The sequence below is a fragment of the Pseudomonas sp. FP1762 genome (assembly GCF_030687105.1).
Lineage (GTDB): Bacteria > Pseudomonadota > Gammaproteobacteria > Pseudomonadales > Pseudomonadaceae > Aquipseudomonas > Aquipseudomonas siliginis.
The window spans coordinates 5752688-5771518 of sequence record NZ_CP117458.1; the positions used below are offsets into that span (position 1 = coordinate 5752688).

Annotated in this window: 19 protein-coding genes and 3 pseudogenes; 13 read left to right on the forward strand and 9 right to left on the reverse strand. The window is 52.4% G+C overall.

From position 1 onward, the window contains the following. Nucleotides 1-83: 83 nt before the first annotated feature. The 3 genes from PSH90_RS25835 to glnK form a co-directional block, all read right to left on the reverse strand. On the reverse strand, nucleotides 84-509 hold the full coding sequence (locus tag PSH90_RS25835; RefSeq protein ID WP_024014775.1) for a secondary thiamine-phosphate synthase enzyme YjbQ: 426 nt from the start codon (nucleotides 507-509) through the stop codon (nucleotides 84-86). A gap of 215 nt (nucleotides 510-724) precedes the next feature. Further along, nucleotides 725-2062 (reverse strand): ammonium transporter, encoded by a 1338-nt coding sequence (locus PSH90_RS25840; RefSeq protein ID WP_041476939.1) that lies wholly within the window; start codon nucleotides 2060-2062, stop codon nucleotides 725-727. Between the two features lie 37 nt (nucleotides 2063-2099). Next, entirely contained in the window at nucleotides 2100-2438 is a 339-nt protein-coding gene (gene glnK, locus PSH90_RS25845; RefSeq protein WP_002555808.1) for a P-II family nitrogen regulator, read from the reverse strand. 394 nt (nucleotides 2439-2832) lie between these two features. On the opposite strand from glnK, the gene PSH90_RS25850 reads away from it, so the two are divergent. The 6 genes and pseudogenes from PSH90_RS25850 to PSH90_RS25875 all read left to right on the forward strand — a co-directional run bounded on the left by PSH90_RS25850 (nucleotide 2833) and on the right by PSH90_RS25875 (nucleotide 8135). Continuing rightward, complete coding sequence (locus PSH90_RS25850) at nucleotides 2833-3093, forward strand: accessory factor UbiK family protein (protein ID WP_095181253.1); 261 nt, start codon at nucleotides 2833-2835, stop codon at nucleotides 3091-3093. A gap of 364 nt (nucleotides 3094-3457) precedes the next feature. Beyond that, complete coding sequence (locus tag PSH90_RS25855) at nucleotides 3458-3970, forward strand: Bro-N domain-containing protein (RefSeq protein ID WP_252877099.1); 513 nt, start codon at nucleotides 3458-3460, stop codon at nucleotides 3968-3970. A 195-nt stretch (nucleotides 3971-4165) separates the two neighbouring features. Continuing rightward, nucleotides 4166-4711, forward strand: a complete 546-nt coding sequence (locus tag PSH90_RS25860; RefSeq protein ID WP_353956558.1) for an N-acetyltransferase — start codon at nucleotides 4166-4168, stop codon at nucleotides 4709-4711. 595 nt (nucleotides 4712-5306) lie between these two features. After that, a pseudogene (locus tag PSH90_RS25865) lies at nucleotides 5307-6158 on the forward strand (YifB family Mg chelatase-like AAA ATPase); the annotation flags it as partial. Nucleotides 6159-6299: 141 nt separating this feature from the next. Next, the gene (locus PSH90_RS25870; RefSeq protein WP_060753625.1) at nucleotides 6300-7862 is read left to right on the forward strand and encodes an anti-phage dCTP deaminase; all 1563 of its coding nucleotides are present in this window, start codon (nucleotides 6300-6302) and stop codon (nucleotides 7860-7862) included. 39 nt (nucleotides 7863-7901) lie between these two features. Then, complete coding sequence (locus tag PSH90_RS25875; RefSeq protein WP_305381743.1) at nucleotides 7902-8135, forward strand: hypothetical protein; 234 nt, start codon at nucleotides 7902-7904, stop codon at nucleotides 8133-8135. A 292-nt stretch (nucleotides 8136-8427) separates the two neighbouring features. On the opposite strand, the gene PSH90_RS25880 is transcribed toward PSH90_RS25875, so the two are convergent. Further along, nucleotides 8428-9426: a hypothetical protein gene (locus PSH90_RS25880; RefSeq protein WP_305381745.1), complete on the reverse strand. Its 999-nt coding sequence runs from the start codon at nucleotides 9424-9426 to the stop codon at nucleotides 8428-8430. Nucleotides 9427-10077: 651 nt separating this feature from the next. Then, a pseudogene (locus PSH90_RS25885) lies at nucleotides 10078-10739 on the reverse strand (alpha/beta hydrolase); the annotation flags it as partial. A gap of 427 nt (nucleotides 10740-11166) precedes the next feature. Here PSH90_RS25885 and PSH90_RS25890 point away from each other — a divergent pair. Next, nucleotides 11167-11310, forward strand: a complete 144-nt coding sequence (locus tag PSH90_RS25890) for a hypothetical protein (protein WP_158510682.1) — start codon at nucleotides 11167-11169, stop codon at nucleotides 11308-11310. Between the two features lie 579 nt (nucleotides 11311-11889). On the opposite strand, the pseudogene PSH90_RS27635 reads toward PSH90_RS25890, so the two are convergent. The 4 genes and pseudogenes from PSH90_RS27635 to PSH90_RS25910 all read right to left on the reverse strand — a co-directional run. Next, nucleotides 11890-12165 (reverse strand): annotated as a pseudogene (locus tag PSH90_RS27635) (DUF4113 domain-containing protein); the annotation flags it as partial. 467 nt (nucleotides 12166-12632) lie between these two features. Next, entirely contained in the window at nucleotides 12633-13043 is a 411-nt protein-coding gene (locus PSH90_RS25900) for a protein-export chaperone SecB (RefSeq protein ID WP_134175974.1), read from the reverse strand. After that, nucleotides 13043-13360 (reverse strand): hypothetical protein, encoded by a 318-nt coding sequence (locus tag PSH90_RS25905; RefSeq protein WP_060753629.1) that lies wholly within the window; start codon nucleotides 13358-13360, stop codon nucleotides 13043-13045. The genes PSH90_RS25900 and PSH90_RS25905 overlap by 1 nt, the downstream gene beginning before the upstream one ends. Further along, nucleotides 13357-13944 carry a hypothetical protein gene (locus PSH90_RS25910; RefSeq protein ID WP_305381746.1) on the reverse strand — a complete coding sequence of 196 codons (588 nt, stop codon included), beginning with the start codon at nucleotides 13942-13944 and terminating at the stop codon, nucleotides 13357-13359. Before PSH90_RS25910 ends, PSH90_RS25905 begins: the two co-directional genes overlap by 4 nt. A gap of 495 nt (nucleotides 13945-14439) precedes the next feature. Here PSH90_RS25910 and PSH90_RS25915 point away from each other — a divergent pair, with 495 nt between their 5' ends. The 6 genes from PSH90_RS25915 (at nucleotide 14440) to PSH90_RS25940 (ending at nucleotide 18808) form a co-directional block, all read left to right on the forward strand. Continuing rightward, the gene (locus PSH90_RS25915) at nucleotides 14440-14646 is read left to right on the forward strand and encodes a hypothetical protein (protein WP_305383156.1); all 207 of its coding nucleotides are present in this window, start codon (nucleotides 14440-14442) and stop codon (nucleotides 14644-14646) included. 385 nt (nucleotides 14647-15031) lie between these two features. Further along, a complete protein-coding gene (locus tag PSH90_RS25920) occupies nucleotides 15032-15607 on the forward strand; it encodes a TetR/AcrR family transcriptional regulator (RefSeq protein WP_305381748.1) in 576 nt (191 codons plus the stop codon). A 384-nt stretch (nucleotides 15608-15991) separates the two neighbouring features. Then, entirely contained in the window at nucleotides 15992-16546 is a 555-nt protein-coding gene (locus PSH90_RS25925; RefSeq protein ID WP_305381749.1) for an OsmC family protein, read from the forward strand. A 93-nt stretch (nucleotides 16547-16639) separates the two neighbouring features. Further along, complete coding sequence (locus PSH90_RS25930; protein ID WP_134175969.1) at nucleotides 16640-17413, forward strand: SDR family NAD(P)-dependent oxidoreductase; 774 nt, start codon at nucleotides 16640-16642, stop codon at nucleotides 17411-17413. 102 nt (nucleotides 17414-17515) lie between these two features. Further along, nucleotides 17516-18106, forward strand: coding sequence for a TetR/AcrR family transcriptional regulator (locus PSH90_RS25935; protein WP_134175968.1), 591 nt, complete (start codon nucleotides 17516-17518; stop codon nucleotides 18104-18106). A gap of 3 nt (nucleotides 18107-18109) precedes the next feature. Beyond that, nucleotides 18110-18808 (forward strand): DsbA family oxidoreductase, encoded by a 699-nt coding sequence (locus PSH90_RS25940; protein WP_305381750.1) that lies wholly within the window; start codon nucleotides 18110-18112, stop codon nucleotides 18806-18808. Nucleotides 18809-18831: the final 23 nt, after the last annotated feature.

Below are 18831 nucleotides of genomic sequence, written 5' to 3' on the forward strand. Positions count from 1 at the left end.
CCAAAAGCAGATTAGTTATAGACCAGCTTTGGCGGCTGTCGAAGCCGCCGTTGAAAAATCTTCTGCCGCTGCCCGGCAGCGGCTCATGCCTGTTCACCGTGCAAGGTGGCGAGGACTTTACGGGCACCGCCATGATCACGGTGCTCGCCCAGATAAATCCCTTGCCAGGTACCCAGTGCCAGCCGCCCTGCCGCAACCGGCAGACTGATCTGGCAACCGAGCACGCTGGCCTTGAAGTGCGCCGGGAGATCATCCGGGCCTTCGTCGTTGTGCTCGTAGCCGTCTGTTCCTTGTGGGATCAGACGATTGAAAAATCGTTCGAAGTCGCGACGAACTGCCGGATCGGCGTTCTCGTTGATGGTCAACGATGCCGACGTGTGCTGCAGCCACAAATGCAACAGACCGACCCGACAGGTCTTGAGTTCAGGCAAGCCTGCGAGTAACTCGTCCGTCACCAGATGAAAGCCCCGGGGCCTTGCCCGCAGGGTTATCAGAGTCTGTTGCCACATACAGTTCTCCGCTCGTTCGGGGCGCATTCTAGCGTGCTCTGAAAAAAAACAAAGGCCCTAATATTCCTGCAGCGATGTAAGCGATTGCCCGCAGAAAAAGCCTCGTCGTAAAGACGACCAAAGCCGTAAGAAAAATCCTTTCAGCCGCACCTTGAATGACAAATCCCGGACAAAAAAATGCCCGGCGAACCGGGCAAGTTTTTTAGTGCGCGTACTTACAGGTTGTAGCCGCGTTCGTTGTGTTGTGCCAGATCGAGGCCCACCGACTCTTCTTCCTCGGTCACACGCAGACCCATGACGGCGTCCAGGACCTTGAGGATGATGAAAGTCACGATCGCGGTGTAGATCACCGTGAAGCCGACGCCTTTGATCTGAATCCAGACCTGCGCGCCGATGTCAGTCACGGTGCCGAAGCCGCCCAGTGCCGGTGCGGCAAACACACCAGTGAGGATCGCGCCGAGGATACCGCCGATGCCGTGCACGCCGAAGGCATCCAGGGAATCGTCATAGCCGAGTTTGCGTTTCAGGGTGGTGGCGCAGAAGAAGCACACCACGCCTGCGGCCAGACCGATCACCAGTGCACCCATCGGGCCTACAGTGCCAGCGGCCGGAGTGATCGCGACCAGACCGGCGACCACACCCGAAGCAATGCCCAGTGCGCTTGGCTTGCCGTGGGTGACCCACTCGGCAAACATCCAGCCCAGTGCCGCAGCGGCAGTGGCGATCTGGGTAACCAACATGGCCATACCGGCAGTGCCGTTGGCGGCTGCAGCGGAACCGGCGTTGAAGCCGAACCAGCCGACCCACAGCATCGCCGCGCCCATCAGGGTGTAGCCGAGGTTATGCGGAGCCATCGGTGTGGTCGGGAAGCCTTTGCGCTTGCCCAGTACCAGGCAAGCGACCAGACCGGCGATACCGGCGTTGATGTGCACCACGGTGCCGCCAGCGAAGTCGAGCACGCCCCAGTCCCACATCAGGCCGCCGTTACCGGACCAGACCATGTGCGCGATCGGTGCATAAACCAGCGTGAACCAGATGCCCATGAAAATCAGCATCGCGGAGAACTTCATGCGCTCGGCGAACGCACCGACGATCAGCGCCGGGGTGATGATCGCGAAGGTCATCTGGAAGGTGATGAACACCGCCTCAGGGAACAGCGCCGCCGGGCCGGTGATGCTCGAAGGCGTGACACCGGCGAGGAACGCCTTGCCCATGCCGCCGAAGAACGAATTGAAGTTGACGACGCCCTGCTCCATGCCGGTGGTGTCGAAGGCAATGCTGTAGCCATAAATGACCCACAGGATGCTGATCAGACCGGTAATGGCGAAGCACTGCATCAGCACGGAAAGAATGTTTTTCGAGCGAACCATACCGCCGTAGAACAGCGCCAGGCCGGGGATGGTCATGAACAGCACGAGCGCTGTCGAGGTGAGCATCCAGGCGGTGTCGCCGGAATTGAGGACTGGCGCTGCCACTTCGTCTGCCGCCATGGCGATGCCGGGCATTACGATGGACAACAGGGCGCCTAGCCCTGCGAATTTACGCAGAGTCATATTGTTTTCTCCTGGGGCGTTGGGTTTGTGGCGGCGCTTAGATCGCGTCGGTATCGGTTTCGCCGGTACGGATGCGGATCGCCTGTTCCAGATTGACCACGAAGATCTTGCCGTCACCGATCTTGCCGGTGTTGGCCGCTTTGGTTATCGCCTCGATAACCCGATCCAGATCCTTGTCGTCGATGGCCACGTCGATTTTCACCTTGGGCAGAAAATCGACCACATATTCCGCGCCGCGATACAGCTCGGTGTGACCCTTCTGCCGGCCGAAGCCTTTGACTTCAGTGACGGTAATGCCCTGCACGCCGATTTCGGACAGCGACTCGCGCACGTCGTCCAACTTGAACGGCTTGATGATGGCAGTGACTAGCTTCATGAAACTCTCTCCCGAATTGGTGGACTTGCCCCAGGAAAACAAACCCGTCTCAAGTCTAAGCGCAGTGCCTGGCTTTGTAACGCATCGTTGACGCCAGCTAACCGCATCAGACGAAACTCCCCGCTTCGTCTGCCGCACTGCATTCGTCACAGCGACTGCATCAGTGCATGGGTCGAGGGTGACTAAGCAGAAACCTTGCCAGCTCGGCAAAAACCCTGCATTTCAATCGCTTGGCACCTGTTGCAAGCGCTCGGGCAGAAAAGCTTTTGCCGATACGCACAACAACGGTGCGCCACCGTCCGTCCCCCTGCGCGAAAAGCGTGCATCCGTGCAACGGGATTGACTATAGACACTGCGTGATACACTGCCGGCCATTGTTTCCAGGACATTTCCCATGCTCGCGCCCAAAGACTTCCTCGACGCCCTGAGTGGCACCGCCTCCCGCCTCTTCAGCGGCGACACCCCGCTGCCGAAAGCCGAAATGGAAAGCCAGTTCAAAATGCTGCTGCAAAGTGCCTTCAGCAAACTCGATCTGGTCAGCCGGGAAGAGTTCGATAGTCAGATGGTAGTGCTGGCGCGTACTCGCGCCCGCCTCGAAAGCCTCGAAGCCAAGGTTGCCGAGATGGAAGCGAAGCTGACACCGCCCGCTGAATAATTCGCGTCCCCTGTAGGAGCTGCCGAAGGCTGCGATCTTTTGATCTTCAGCCCTTCAACCATCCCCGCAACGTCCTACAACCTGCACCACCGCCGTCCGATTGCGCCGAAAAGCCCAGGTTTCTAAGCTCATCCGATGCTGAATGTTCAGCACCGGGTTTGGCGACCTGGATCGAATTTGACGCAATGCAACTAAACTCACACAGAGGTTTTTTCTCTCAACGAGTTATGGCGGCTTTGCGTGGGAGACCTCAGGGTCTGCCGGTTTCGAATTCACCGGTTCGCCAACCCGCGCATAGCTGCCACCCTTTTCGTTTGGCGACGAACAGAAGCAGTTTTCTTCACTTGAATTCGAGAACTGAACCATGGACGAAAACTACCTGACACCTAGCATCTTCACCCGCCACAAACTCCCCCTCAACGCACTCCTCATTCAGAACCAACCCTGGTTCTGCGCCCGAGACCTGAGCCGCCTGCTGCACATCTACCTCAACGAACGCATGCTGCGAAAACTCGACCCCGACCAATACCAAACCCGCAAAACCCTGATCCACAACCAGATCGAAAACACCCTGCTGATCAGCGAATCAGGCATCTACGCCCTCCTCGTCTACCACTACTGTCCCGAATACCGAGCGCTGCGCGAATGGCTCACCCACCAAGTCATCCCCACCCTGCGCGACGCCCAACTCCCCAGCACAAGCGAACGCCCACATCTCAGCTTGCTCAGTTGGCCGGACATGACGTTGAGTTTGCTGCACTGGAATAACCAGCCGTGGATACGGTTGCAGGATGTACCACACATGGTGACGGAGCGAGAACAAGCAAACCGCACGGTTGTGAACTCATGGTGGAGAAAGGCTCTGCAATTGATCTGAATTTTTGCGCTGCAACCTCACCAACGGTCATTTCAGTGATATCACTGAAATGACCTGTTTTGTGTCTTCGTTAACTCGCCCCCCCTACTCCGAAATCCTCCACTCACAGAAGTAACGTCCTACAAAACGCGTCCCCCACGTCTGATTTCGCTGCCCCCTCTCTGCTGGCTATCTTCTGCGACCAGATCCAAACAGATGAAAACAATGAGAAGAAAAGGCAAAGCAACGGATCTTCGCAACCAGACATTCAGATCAAACTCGCGAAAGATCGCCTACAAATTCTTTATAAACAACATTGCCCCGAGAATCCCAAATATTGATGCAGCAGCGGTCAAGTTTGAGCCAATTACCCCAGCAGCGATAAAGCAATACTTTCTCTGGGAGGGGCCAACAATTTTCCCTTGGGATGACGTTGCAGACTGGAAAAGTAAAGATGCGAAAGGTCTGGATTTGGCGATATGGTTCAAACAGATTCTTTGCGGCATGTGCTATGCGACCCCGCGCGCAAGCTCTATCTGCTTAAAGATTATTCTGTTGGAAGGGCATCCGGACAGGGCGCACCCGCTTCGCGGCAGGATCGCGCCGATTGCTCTGCTTGTCGCAGATCACTATGCGCGAGCGCTAGGATGCAAAGAAATCGAAATTCAGGATCCTGATCCGAATGTTGTCTTTTACTACCGGAAACTGGGGTTCGAATTCGACCATACCAACCGGCTTGTCATTTCTGTGAACGGTCAATAACATCGAAATCAACAACCCAATCGTACGAGGTGCGTATGAGCCCAAAAAAGCGAAAGGCAAAGCTTCTTCAGATTGTTGAACTACATCTCGAAGCACTCCGGTTGGCTGGGGATATGTCAGCCAACCAACGGCGATTTATTGAAGTTGCTGTTACGTGTGGGCCAGAGCTTGAGCCAAGCGGCCCGCTGGCCGGTAGAAGATCCTGAGTCAAAAATAAAAAGGCGTCCATAGGACGCCTTTTTTGTGTTTGGAGGAGTAGTCGCAGCGATTCTTTAGCTCCTGGCTTTGCAACCATGGGTTCAGAATCCGACGAGCTGGCCCGTCGTCACTACTTCAGAGAAACCAGCTTTCTCTGCTGCCAAAAATGCGGGGGAGCTTTTACTGGTGCCCAGTCCCAACGAATGCGCAGTTGCAGTCCTCGAGCGGGAGGATCCGTCAATGCCGAGCGAGAGTCAACGCTCCAATTCAGGCAAGCACTGACAGCCCATCGGGTCTTGATACGTCTTGTAAACCTCTATTTCAGCACTGAAACCCGGCTCAACTATCCTTCAAAAACCCGCAGGAAGCGGCCCCCGATTCAACTCAAGGAACGACCATGTCCCTCTCCATTGTCCACAGTCGCGCCCAGATTGGCGTGGAAGCCCCCGCTGTTACCGTCGAAGTCCATCTGGCCAACGGTCTGCCGTCGCTGACCATGGTCGGCCTGCCTGAAGCGGCGGTGAAGGAGAGCAAGGATCGCGTACGCAGCGCGATCATCAATTCCGGACTGCAATTTCCGGCGCGGCGGATCACCTTGAATCTGGCGCCGGCGGACCTGCCCAAGGATGGCGGGCGGTTTGATCTGGCGATTGCTTTGGGGATTCTGTCGGCGAGTGTGCAGGTGCCCTGCCTGACCCTGGACGAGGTGGAATGTCTGGGTGAGTTGGCGCTGTCGGGTGCCGTGCGGCCGGTGCGTGGTGTGCTGCCGGCGGCACTGGCGGCGCGCAAGGCCGGGCGGGCGCTGGTGGTGCCTCGAGCGAATGCAGAAGAGGCGTGCCTGGCATCCGGGCTCAAGGTGTTTGCGGTCGATCATTTGCTGGAAGCGGTGGCGCATTTCAATGGGCACACGCCGGTCGAGCCTTACGTTTCCGATGGTTTGATGCACGCTGCCAAGCCCTATCCCGACCTCAACGAAGTGCAGGGTCAAACAACCGCAAAACGCGCATTGCTGATTGCCGCAGCGGGGGCGCACAACTTGTTGTTCAGCGGGCCTCCGGGAACCGGCAAGACGCTGCTGGCCAGTCGTCTGCCAGGATTACTGCCACCGCTTTCCGAATGTGAGGCGCTGGAAGTGGCAGCGATTCAATCGGTCGCCAGCGGGGTGCCTCTGACTCACTGGCCGCAACGCCCCTTCCGCCAACCACACCATTCGGCTTCAGGGCCGGCATTGGTCGGTGGCAGCTGTCGGTTTTCGAAATTAATGAGAAATTCTCGAAATTAATGCGACTACTGACTACGCTTGGAGACGCTATTTAACGCAAAGCTACTAAACAGTGATGTCATTATGCGATGATCAATCATCGAAGCTTACCTACAAACAGGGATCGTTATGGCAGCTCCAGATTTCCGCCTCATTGCCTCAGCTAATAGTGATAAGAGCGGGCACTTCGACGACATCGGTGCAATCGGTAAAACGATCACTCCAGAGATTGTTATCGCGTTGTGCGGACCGATGGGAACACCGTTGCACGACGTGGCAAAAACATTCCAGGAACTGCTACTTGGCACCGATTACAACTACGAAAAAGTAAACATCATCAGGCTGAGTGACGAAATCCGTAAGCAAAAGTCGCTGACGGGTGAGAAGTCGATCCTCAAGCTCATTGAAGCAGGTAACGAACTTCGCGAGGAACACGGGAACGAGATCTTGGCGCGCTTCGCCATTCGTCGAATTACCCTTGAACGAGAAGAAGCGCAGCAGGCTGCTGAAAAAGTTCAGGAGCCAGACCTTTTCGACACTTCGGGTTCCGCGCCGACTCCAAAGATCACTGTCCGCTATTGCCACATTATCGACTCAATTAAACATATCGACGAACTCCGCCTGCTGCGCTCCGTCTACGGGGACATGCTGCATGTGGTAGGCGTCTACTCCCCGATTGAGCTACGAATCACCAGGCTGGAACGCTACAAAGGCCAAGGCGATCAGATTCACGATCTGATCGATCGAGACTCCGGCGAAGAGATGGATCACGGGCAACGAGTCGAAGACACCTTTCCGCAAGCAGACTTCTTCTTACGCGTAGAAAAAACGACCGACACGCATCGCAAAGGACGTGTTAAACGATTCCTTGATCTCATTTTGGGAACAGTCATCGCGACGCCAACCCTCAACGAGCGCGCTATGTATGCAGCATTTTCTGCCGCACGAAATTCCGCATGCCTCTCCCGTCAGGTCGGCGCTGCAATTACAAGCGAGGAAGGGGAAATATTAGCGACAGGGTGGAATGACGTTCCCAAAGCCTTCGGCGGGCTCTACCAGACAGAGTCTTATGGAAGCTCCCCAGATGAAGATCGACGCTGCTGGAACCTCGAAGGTGGTCGATGCTCCAACGATCAGGAGAAAGAGGTCATCTCAAACGCTATCGTCGATTTGCTATCGAGCGAAGGGCTCATCGATGAAGCAAACCGCGAAAAGGTTTACAAGGCAATACGGAAGAAATCCCAACTCAAGAGCCTGATTGAGTTTTCTCGTGCTGTTCACGCCGAGATGCATGCTTTACTCAGTGCTGGAAGCACCGATGGCGGGAAAATCCGTGACGGGAAGCTGTTTGTGACCACGTATCCATGTCATTCATGTGCGCGGCACATCGTCGCAGCTGGTGTACGTGAGGTTTACTTTTTGGAGCCCTACCGGAAGAGCCTTGCGACGAAGCTTCACGAGGATGCTATAACTGAAAATGAGAACGAAACGGATAAGGTGAGAGTGATGCCGTTCGATGGCGTAGCGCCCTCACGATTTCTTCGCTTCTTCTCTGCTCACCCCAACGGTCGGAAAAACTCGGAGGGCGTTATGCAAACCAGGGAGGCTCATCCCGTCGCTTTTGTCACAATGGAAGCTATTCCGACTCTTGAATCTCTCATCGTCCAGGGTCTATCCTCGCGCGGCATTTGAGATCAACCGGTTTATCGGTAGCAGCATTGGAGCATTTTTATGAAAATCGTTGATGAATCTGATCACTCAGAACAGGGCACTCAGCTGACTTTGTCCTTCGAAGCTTTGGACATCGGCGATCAATCGTACCTGCCTGTGGCAACGATCATAGAGTCTTCTCACGCCTATCCTTTAGCTGAATGTAATGTCGTAGAGTTCCGCCGACCAGCAGTCTCGTCTGTCGAAGCAGGCTTGCTCGCTAGAATTCTGGAGAGAACTCGGCATTTCGTTTGAGTCATGCTCAGTGGTGAGAAGCTCTCTAAAGCTCTGATAGATCCGCACCTACGCAAAACTGATCGACACAGAAGTATGCCTGTTCATCCTTTAAACGATACAGGCATCCCAATCCCCCCTAGAGATCTCGCCGTGAGCTTTAACGCGCTAGCAAAATTCGGCCTAAAAATTCTTTTGCACTCAATCCCTGAGCATCACGATCTGAACGGCTTCTAGCTATCGATCAACGGATATAGGTGCTCACGAAGGTGCCCGCGCCTAGCGCGGGCGTTTCCGCCGGATAAGGTGCTGATTAACTACGATGACGATTGAAACCAAGTTGAGAGAGGCTCGACTCAACGGCAATCTGCATGCGTACCCGCACCTCCTCCAGAGGAGTGGAGTTTTCATCTTCATCGACACCGTTCGAGTTGACCGCCGCCCCCCAGAAACCGTCGACAATCACGCCAAGCCCCTCGGTATTGCTGCGCCCATCATCCATGACGAAAAAGCGCTCTGCCATCGCTGGAATTTGAAAGTGAAGCGGGCTCGAGCCTAGGAACTCGAGCACTTGGGCACCAAGTACGATCTCGATACGACGTGCATTTGGATGATATTGATCTGGATGGTAAACATCACAGACCACACGTTTTGATACAGAAGGGAGAGCACTTTTCACCATCGAGGATTTGATCTTTTTCAAGCTGCGCGAATCATCCAGCTGTTCCTCAGTGCCGTAGATGAACGCTTCACCGCCCCAGCGGCCATCTGCGATGCTCGCGCGAAGCGTTTGTGTCCCCTTCCGGAAGCGACTGACGTAAAGTCCCTCCGTCACCCGGTAGGTAGGAGCCGAATCGACCCGGAACTTTTCATCCGTCATTGTTTCGGCGAACACGGGCAGAGTAAATGGCGTCAGCCCTTGGGCTTTTTTACCGTCAGCCTCAGAGACGTTCAACACGACGTGATAGCTGGCTTCCAGGTCTCCAGGCTGGTTACGCCGTGGAGTGCCAACAGGCCACTTGGCGATCTCGATATCGAAGGTATGCCCTTCAACGAGTACGCCAAGCATTGAGGCCTTAGTCCAGCCCTCAAGATCGGCCATGCTGTTCAGAAACACTGCATGATCGAAGGTCGACGCATTGTCCAAAGGTCCCTGTTTCAGAGATGCACACAACGACGCATACGTACGGAAACCGTACCCATGAGCGAGGGCTTCATTGAGCTTCGAGCGACTGAGAGAAAAGGCGTCGGATGCTGCGGTATGGATATTGCGTGCGAAGGTATCGAACGCAGATTGGGTGCTAAAAAGCATGTGATGACTCCACTATTTACCCGGTCAGGCTGCGAATTACACTGCCGGAAACAATGGAGTTTCAGGCGACAAGAAGTCCTACAACACTGTCTAGCTCGCAGCAGCTAAGGGAGTGATCCTGGCCTAAAACCGTAGCCGGACTTTACTCGAACCTTCGCCAAAAAGACAAGTCTTCGTCACGCTCTACCTGTACTAGGATTAGCAGCCAGCCATTCACCCACTCCTCTGGCTGCTCCATGAGCCACCTGTGTCTCCTACCCTGAATTCCTGATGTGGATAAAAAGCGGTAACACCTCGTCTACGAATCGGGTCAATGGTCTTAAGCATCTTGTGTGACAATTGGAAATAAATGCAGCTACACGAAAATAGATGCAACTGGAACGCTGTCTGGAGAGGCGACTGAATTTCCCGCCAGCCCCCATAAAGTAAGGCTGGATGAAGTCGTGGATACTTATAGATCGTGGGCGCGCTCATTGGACTGAGTTGAGGCGCTCCCCTGTTACGAGGGAACGCTCTATCGTGATAATCATCCTCAAACGACAGGCTGTGCCTGAATGCTGGAGCGGGTGTTGGTGCACAAAAGCCGATAGAGATACAAAAAATGCCCACCGGGGCCACTAGGCCTCCCCGGTGAGGATTGCACCTTTTATTGAGGTGCTGCTTGATCTTCTGGTCTGCCTGGCCCACCGCACCGCGCGTACCGACTACCTGGTCGAGAACATAGAGCAGGTCAAAGTCGTGAATCATGCCGTTACAACGGACGGCGATCACAGGGACACCAGCGGCGTCTAACTTGCGGGCGCACGCGTCGCCTTCGTCACGCTGAACCTCCATTTCGGGGATCTGTACCAGTGCCGGTGGCAAACCTTTCAGCTGATCAAGAATGGTATGTAAAGGCAAGGCGTGAATGCCTCATGATGCTTCGTGTCAGTGGTGTAGTTGTCTCAGAACCACTCATCATATTGCGCGTCAGGAAGTATCCTTCGACGAATTGATTGTAAGAACCGGTATTGAAGCTAGCATCGGTCAAAGGCCACAGAGGCGTCTGAAAACACAACTTCGGAGTTCAGCCTCTTTCGCCTTGATCGCAACTACCGTGGCCATATTCCCGCCGACGCTGTTGCCTGCGACAGCCAAGCGGCTGCCATCGACACCGATCTCCTTGCCATGCTCGGCGATCCAACGGGGCGCGGCGTAGGCTTGGTTTATAGCCGTTGGGAATTGGCCTCGGGCGATGGCGTGTAGTCGTCGTAAAACAGCTGCGGCACCTGGCCCCCTACAAGGTTGTAAATCAGACGCTCGTGAGTCGGGTAAGCGAACGGACGCACTGACCATTTTCTACCGACCATGATTACAAGGCGTGCGGGTCAAATCCGATGCTACCGGTCGTCAGAACGAATGCAAATGACTGGTCGGATCGAATGCAAGCGGATGGTCAAGTCGAGTGCAATTTCACAGTAGGCTCATCTGGCCAAAAAAGTTACTTTGCGAAAAAAGTTACTATATAGGTCGTCGGAATTGAGTACTTTTTATAAAGCGTGATGAGCGTGGTTTTCGGGAACGCGACAACCTCTATCTTTACAGCTTTCAGGTTGCAAGACAGTTTTTGTCTCATGATCTACTGAGAAGTTAGGATATAGGTATATATAGGTTTAGGGCATAACCCCCAGCCTGCTTGGACTTGCGGACACTACTGGTCGTGGATAAGCTTACCTCATTCACTAAATAGAGACCGGACACATGAGTAAAATTGAAGTAAGCATCAAAGCAGATTTCACCTTTAAACCAACACTCGGCAACGTCATTTTGATTGTCAGCAAGCTGGCACTGCTAGTCAGCGGAACATACCTCGCCGTATCTAGCTATCTGAATAATCTTGTTTAACAGGCAGTGGCGCATGAATTATAAAAATATTTACGACTGCTGTTGACATTGTTTCTTTTTATGCAATATTGATTGTAAGCAAACAAAAAACAATGTTAACCAATATCGGGTAACTGAGTAAGGAGTGAGCTTATAAACTAAAAAGAGGAATGTTTATGTCAAAAACAAAATGGGCAGTAGTTTTAATATTATCGTTGTTGCAATCAGGAAGTACACCACAACCACCGACGAATACTCGGACAGACCGCTTAACTGGGATTTGTTTGGCACCGCCGCTCGCTAATCATGATTAGTTAGATGGATGTATAAAAACACGACCTCGGTCGTGCTTTTTTTTGTGCGAAAAAAGTGAGTGCAGACTGACCAGGTTATCGCGATTGATGCCTCGCCAAATGCGGTGGGTAAAGTACGGTTTTTTGCAGATTTTTCCCCTGATTGGCTTTCTTACGAGCCCACGAGCCCCGTAATCGTTGGGTCTCGGCGAAAACGGCTCGTGGACTTCCGTACATTACACACCCGATTTCCGCGAATTTCGTACTTTACCCACCCGATCCTGCGGATAGGCATTAGCTAATCCCCTTAATGGCAAGGAACGCGCCAAATCTGATCGAGCCGAGTCGTGTAGCTCTGGCTCATCAACTGGCGTCGTATGACCCAATCAGGCGTAGTGAGAACACTCGCCACCCGCAACGTGCCTCGGCCACATCGGTCGTTGATCGCATCAAGCACCGACAGCACCTTCGTTGCCTCGCCTGATCGACCGGGCAAACAGATCCTCGGTGAATTCCCCTGCTGACAAAGATTCAGCAAAATGACCTCGGCCTTGCTGTAGTTGAAACCGATCCGGTACACCTGTAGGTTTTCGAAATAGCTGACACTTTCGAAATTAATGAGACAAGAATCCGAGTATGCCACTGCTGATCCAAACGAATGACAGTAGGGCTATCAACAATAGAGAGACAGCGAATGACTGGAAGGTCCATTCACTACAAACGCGCCAACTATTGGGCTCGTTTGTGGTGATTTCTGGCTTCATTGGATCAGTACAAATCCTGTGCTGATAGGGATTCAGATTAATAAATCGCCATTTCATGCTAGCTGATTCGTCACTTTGGCGGAGTAATATCCGCTGATGACTTAAAGCAAAGGAATAATGCTAGCCGTTTATATGGTCAGAATATTTTTCGATAAAGGAATAACGAAGATGCCGAAAAGCCGAATACGAAACTCAACTCGACTCATACGCTGGGCACTCGCGAGCTTGGGATAATTAAGGATATTAGCGCAAGCTCATGCTATCACATCAGTAATGCAATTTTCACTCAACGACCACTTTCAGCCATAACCTTATCTTTCATTGCGACAAAGTTCACAGAGGGCAGCATAACAGGAGTGTATCCGGAGCTTAGCGTTATATTAGCAACGAAGGCGCGAAGGAAAGGATAAGCAATTGCTGGAGCATTAACATAAGGAAAGTTAGAGCTCTTAAATTCCTCATCAATTTCATTATCCGTCTCAAACCTGGACTTATACCCAAGCTTAATAACAACTTCTTCGTCCAAATGGAGCGTTAGCGCGAAAACCACAAAAAAATTCTTTTCGCTGAACTCAACACGAGCCTTAAAGGTAGCACTACCTTTAAGGCTCTCGTTCATTTCTTCAGTTGAACCGTCTATCTTGCTTGGCGAAAAATAAAGCTCAGTGACGCGACTGTCTATTATGTTAATTTTCATTATGCCGCCAAACCGTACATGTCGAAGTTTTCATCCACAGCGCTATACTGCTCTTCATTGAAAGCTACGTCATTAAACGTTAGCTCCTGCATAGCACTCATATATCGATTGTACAGTTCCAACGTTTCGCTATTTAGTTCCCATGAAGAGTACAGATCTGATTTATTCGAAGGGTTCTCCATCGAATCAAAAAAATCAGACACACTTGGGCCATGACACTCGTAAGAGTGCAAGCGCTCAATTGTTTCCTCTACGGTGTACGCATTAAGACGCTGCTCAATTAGAGCTAACATCCTATCGCCTTTATTCTCTGTCATGCCAGTGCTCCATCGTAACCGTCCATGAAATGTGCAGGATGAACAAAACAATCAAATGTTACAGCTGCGTCCTTAAACTCATTGTAGACACACATCTGATGCCTCTCCACTAGGTTAAGTTCCTCTCTCCGACCACCTGGGAGGAAACGAAGCCGTTTTTCGGCGTGTGAATCCTTCGCTCTGACAGCGCCGTAGGGAAAAACATCGTGGCCCAAGGCCCGCTCCTCCCTCAACCACGTCAGCACTGAAGACACGCATATTTCCGAATTAAACCTTTGTTCATACGCCTCCTTCAAGGCGCCTTTCGAGAAGCAGTCTACAATTTTCCTGAAATGTATCTGATCTTCAACCGAATCAATTAGGTCTAAGACTTGATTTTTTGGCATCGAGATATCAAATTTCGAGATCACTCGATTACCTTCCTGACCCCATTTATGAGCCCAGTAATCGCTACCAGTCCAAAAGTAATAACCCTGACCAAGCCATTGATTTTCTCGCCGACTAAGAAAAGGAACTTTGTCTCGCAACTCTTCTTTAGTTCCTCTTGCTTTGCAAGTATGGAAGCCTTTGACTTTTAGAACCATGGATGCACAATCCGTTTAGCATCAAAAATAATACCAACTATGGCCATATGCTACCACAATCAACAACGCACCAGATAATAGTATTTTTCTATTGCACTTATTTTTAAAATGGTCACAAAATATAAAGAAACTTGAGGCCACCATTTAATTGTAAATTACTTGCAACGGAGACATTCACAACTTAAATTAACCATCTTACAAAAACAACACCACCACCCTTAGCAACATGTAATATTTCAAACAGCCAGACAATAAAAATCACTAATATTGGTTTTAGGGCATACATCCACCCAAAAACAATAACGACCTAGAATCGCCCATGATTTTTTAGCTTCCCCAAGCCATGCAGCGAGAATGCAGGTGAAATATGGCTGATCACGCCGCCCGAAGAATAATGCCGCCATGCTGTGATTTTTTTAAAATTACCACGACAGCATCCACAGCTGACACGCTGCTATGCTTTACATTTTCAATGTGGAGTCTATGCGAAGTCAGATGAATATTCTTTGTCCGATTTATTGGAGAGGATGCTACAAAAATCAGTTGGGGTTAGAAGCGGCACTCATGGAGCTGACACTTCAGGCTGAAAAGCAGGGGCTGGTAGAGCTGGGAGAAAACGTTCGAGGAAGTCTTTGGACGATTGGCGAGAACGCTGGCTATATTAAGCAAGGTTTAGCGAAGCTGCGAAGCCAAAAATCCTGATGGATCACCGTTTTCGATTGGTAGAAGTGGTAGCGAAAAATGCCCACGGTTACATCTACCAAGGACATACGATGCTAATAAAAAGGTGGCATATGCATCCGAGCGAATTGCCAGGCTACGGAAAAGTGACATTAGCTTTGTTCCCCTTCCGTCGGTACGAGACAGGGCGGTGGATAATCCGCGCGCTGAAGCACGTTCCACCGTTTGATGTCACTTGATGCCTCATTACATCAGACAGCCATTTTCCCACTACTCTGGCCGCTCCACGAGCCACCAAAAGGTCTCCCAGCGCCCATTGAATGTGACAGGTGCGGATAACCCGATCGCTGTCTTATGATGAAGTACTAATTTATGATGGCGTGTTGATCAATTTGGAAAAGGCCTTATGAGTACACGTTCTGACCTCCTTGCCAGCGCAGAGATTCTCCTGCGTACGAAAGGCTACGCAGCCTTCAGCTACGCAGATCTGGCTGAAGAGATCGGCATCAAGAAAGCGAGTATTCATCATCACTTTCCCACAAAGGAAGGTTTGGCGATTGCCATCGTCGAGAGCTATCTGTTCCGGTTCAAAAGTCAGCTGGAAAGCATCAATGCAGAAAATGCCGGCATCAATGATCGACTCAGTGCCTTCGCCTTAATGTTCGCCAAAAGCAGTGAAAGCGCACTGCTTCCACTCTGCGGCGCACTGGCGGCGGAATTGCTGGCTTTGCCCGATAGCCTAAAGCAAATGACGAGAGAATTTTTCGAGATTCACCTCAACTGGCTTCAGGAGAATATCGTGAAGGGCCAAGAAGCCGGCGAACTCAAAGCAGATCTCGACTGCGTGAAGGTCGCCAGGCTCATCTTGAACACACTGGAAGGCGGCAGCTTTGTATCTTGGGCGTTGAACGACAACTACGAGCAGTTTTCTGGTTTTGAATTCATTTTGGATGGCCTTAGGGCTGCGGGGACGCGCCACTAAGGCTAACAGCTTCTTCCGCTTCCCAAGCCTTCGGCTCTGCTGTGACCAGCACGGCCTGGCCGCCTCCTCGTGATCGTTTCATCCCCCAGTCTCGACCTCTAAATTCTGCATTCGCGCGCTCTTTCTATCGGGAGCACATCGAGTCCTGCAATAGTCGCGGACACTTTTCCCCTTCTTTACCCTAACAAACCCGAGCCAATTTCTTCGAAAGCTGCGACACCTCTACGGTGATCGCAAGCGCGCTTATTCCAGAATATCTGTAGAGCACGTTTTTTTGCGACGATCAGCTATAAGAGAATAACCTATTGATGTCCAACCTACTAGTTGGTAGGCTTGTTTCTCTTCCGGGTCAAACGCCCGGTCCATCCGAAGAGGAACGAACACATGAGCAACAATCTGAATGGTATCGATGTCGCCGCACTCCAGCAGTTTGCCCAAGGCGTTGCTGAGGATGCGACCAAACGTCATGCAAGCTTTAACGTGAAGACCGAGTGGAAAGGTCAGACCCGTTCCGTCGCGAAGGTCAATCGCTACAGCCTGGCCGGGGAAGCCTACTCGCGCGATTTTGAAATTGTCGCCGATGAGCCAAATGAATTGCTGGGCCAAAACACCGCGCCTAACCCGCAGGAATTGCTGATGGCCGCGCTCAACGCTTGCATGTCGGTCGGCTATGCAGCGAATGCGGCAATGATGGGCATCAAGATTCACAGCCTTGAGATCGAGACTGACGGCACCCTCGACCTTCGCGGCTTCCTGGGCATCGACGAAACCGTCAACCCTGGCTACGACGAAGTGAGCGTCGTGATTCGCCTGCACACCGACGCCCCCCGCGAGCGCGTTGAAGAACTGCACAAGGTGGTGCTGAAAACATCGGTCAACTACGCCAACTTTTCGAAAGCCATCCGCATGGTGCCAACCCTCGAAGTCCTTGAAGGCTAAATCGTCTGCTTCATCGAGATAGACAACTTGTGAGCACCAGGCAGAAAGCTGGTTTGGTGCCCCCTTACTAAATCTGGATACCCGGAGTCTGAAATGAACGATTTTTTCAAAGGCAAGAAACTGTTGGTCGTCGGCGGCACTAGTGGCATGGGCTTGGAAACCGCACGCATGGTTCTCAAGGCAGGCGGTAGCGTTGTGCTCACCGGCAGCAAGCAAGACAAGGCTGACGCCGTTCGTAACGAGCTGAGCCCACTGGGTTCGGTCTCAGTGATCGTGGCCAACCTGATGACTGAAGAAGGCATGAACTTCGTCCGTGACGAAATCAACGCCAAACACAGCGACATCAGCCTTATGGTGAACTCGGCCGGGATCTTCATTCCAAAACCTTTCACCGAGCACGACGAAGCTGAGTACGACATGTACCTGTCGCTCAACCGCGCGACCTTCTTCATCACCCAGGCAGTGGTCAAAAACATGCTTGCAGCCAAGCGCGAGGGTTCGATCGTCAATGTCGGCTCCATCGGTGCACAGGCGGCACTGGCTGGTTCTCCTGCCTCCGCCTACTCGATGGCCAAAGCAGGTCTGCATGCGTTGACACGTAACTTGGCCATCGAGTTGGCTCATTCGGGTATTCGCGTCAACGCGGTATCGCCGGGCATTGTTCACACCTCGATCTACGAGGGTTTCATGGACAAGGAAGCGATTCCGGAAGCCATGAAGTCGCTGAACGATTTCCACCCGCTGGGTCGAGTCGGCGTTCCAGAAGACGTTGCCAATACCATCCTGTTCCTGCTGTCGGACAAGACATCGTGGGTGACAGGCGCAATCTGGGACGTGGACGCCGGGATCATGGCCGTACGTGCCTGACCCGAAAGTGCAGCGCAAATGGAATGTCCCTCCTCCGCGAGGGCGCTCACCGGATCGCTGCCTTGGCTAAAAACGGCTGAACGCTGGCCGGAGGAGTCTCCAATGTCTATCACGACAAAAGCCGCACTGTTGAATGTCGCGGAAACACAGATGCGCTCCAGAGGTTACTCAGCGTTCAGTTACGCCGACCTAGCAGCACAGATCGGCATCAGGAAAGCCAGTATTCATCATCACTTCCCGACCAAAGAATGTCTGGGCGCGGAATTGATCAAGGATTACATCCATCGATTCACAGAGACGCTTGGCTCGATAGAAATCAGGCATCCCGATCCGCTGTTGCGGCTACGTGAGTTTTCGCGGCTGTTCGTCGCCAGCGCCCATGACGGGCTGCTGCCGTTGTGTGGTGCATTGGCGGCAGAAATGGCCGCATTGCCCATCTCGCTGCAGGAGCTCACTCGGGAATTCTTTGAGTCTCAGCTCGACTGGCTGACGGCCACCCTCAATAACGCCGTCCAACTGCACCACTGGCTGCTGGATAAACCCGTTGAGGAATACGCCTTCATGCTGCTGAGCACGCTTGAGGGCTCAAGCCTCATCGATTGGGCATTGGGCCGATCAACCTACCCTTTAGCTGGCTTTGACCATTTGCTTGAGTCGCTGGCAATGCGGTCTTCATTTCTTCTCGCAGGATGACTTATGCAAACCACTTCGAAAAAATACGTAGTCGATATCTGGTCTGATTTTGTTTGCCCTTGGTGCTGGGTCGCAAAGCGTCGCTTTGAAAAAGCGCTGGATCGCTTTGACGAAAAAGACGCCGTTCAGATAAATATTCGTGCTTATCGCTTGGCGGCGAACCACACACCAGAACCTATGATTGCTGCTCTCAAGCGCAAACTCGGGAACGCAGACACCGCTGAAGCGATGATGAACACCGTAATTAAGTACGGCAACGATGCGGGTCTGGATTATCGCTTTGCCTCGATGCAGTTTGGGGATACCTCGGACGCCCATGTCCTGGTTAAAGCGGTTCAAGAGTCCGCGGTGAAAAAGCGCCTCGTGGAGGCCTTGTATGAACAAAGCACTACCCATGGCAAGTCACTGTTTGATCGCTCCAGTCTGGAGGCGATTGCACGGGATGTGGGCGTGTCGGAAGAGTCAATCCAGCTCGCGTGGTCATCCGTAGAACTACGCGTTGAGATGGAAGAGGACGAGCACTTCGCTGCGCAATTGGGATCGGGTGTGCCGATGTTCGTCTTCAACAACGAATTCTCGTTGTCCGGCGCTCAGCCTGAGGCTGTTTTTCTCGAAGCGCTGAATAAGATGCAGGCGAAAGTACAGGTCAAGGAAGAGGATTTTGCAGGACAAGTCTGCGGTATCGATGGCTGCAAAGTTTGATAGGCATTGGTTGTGCGGTACCT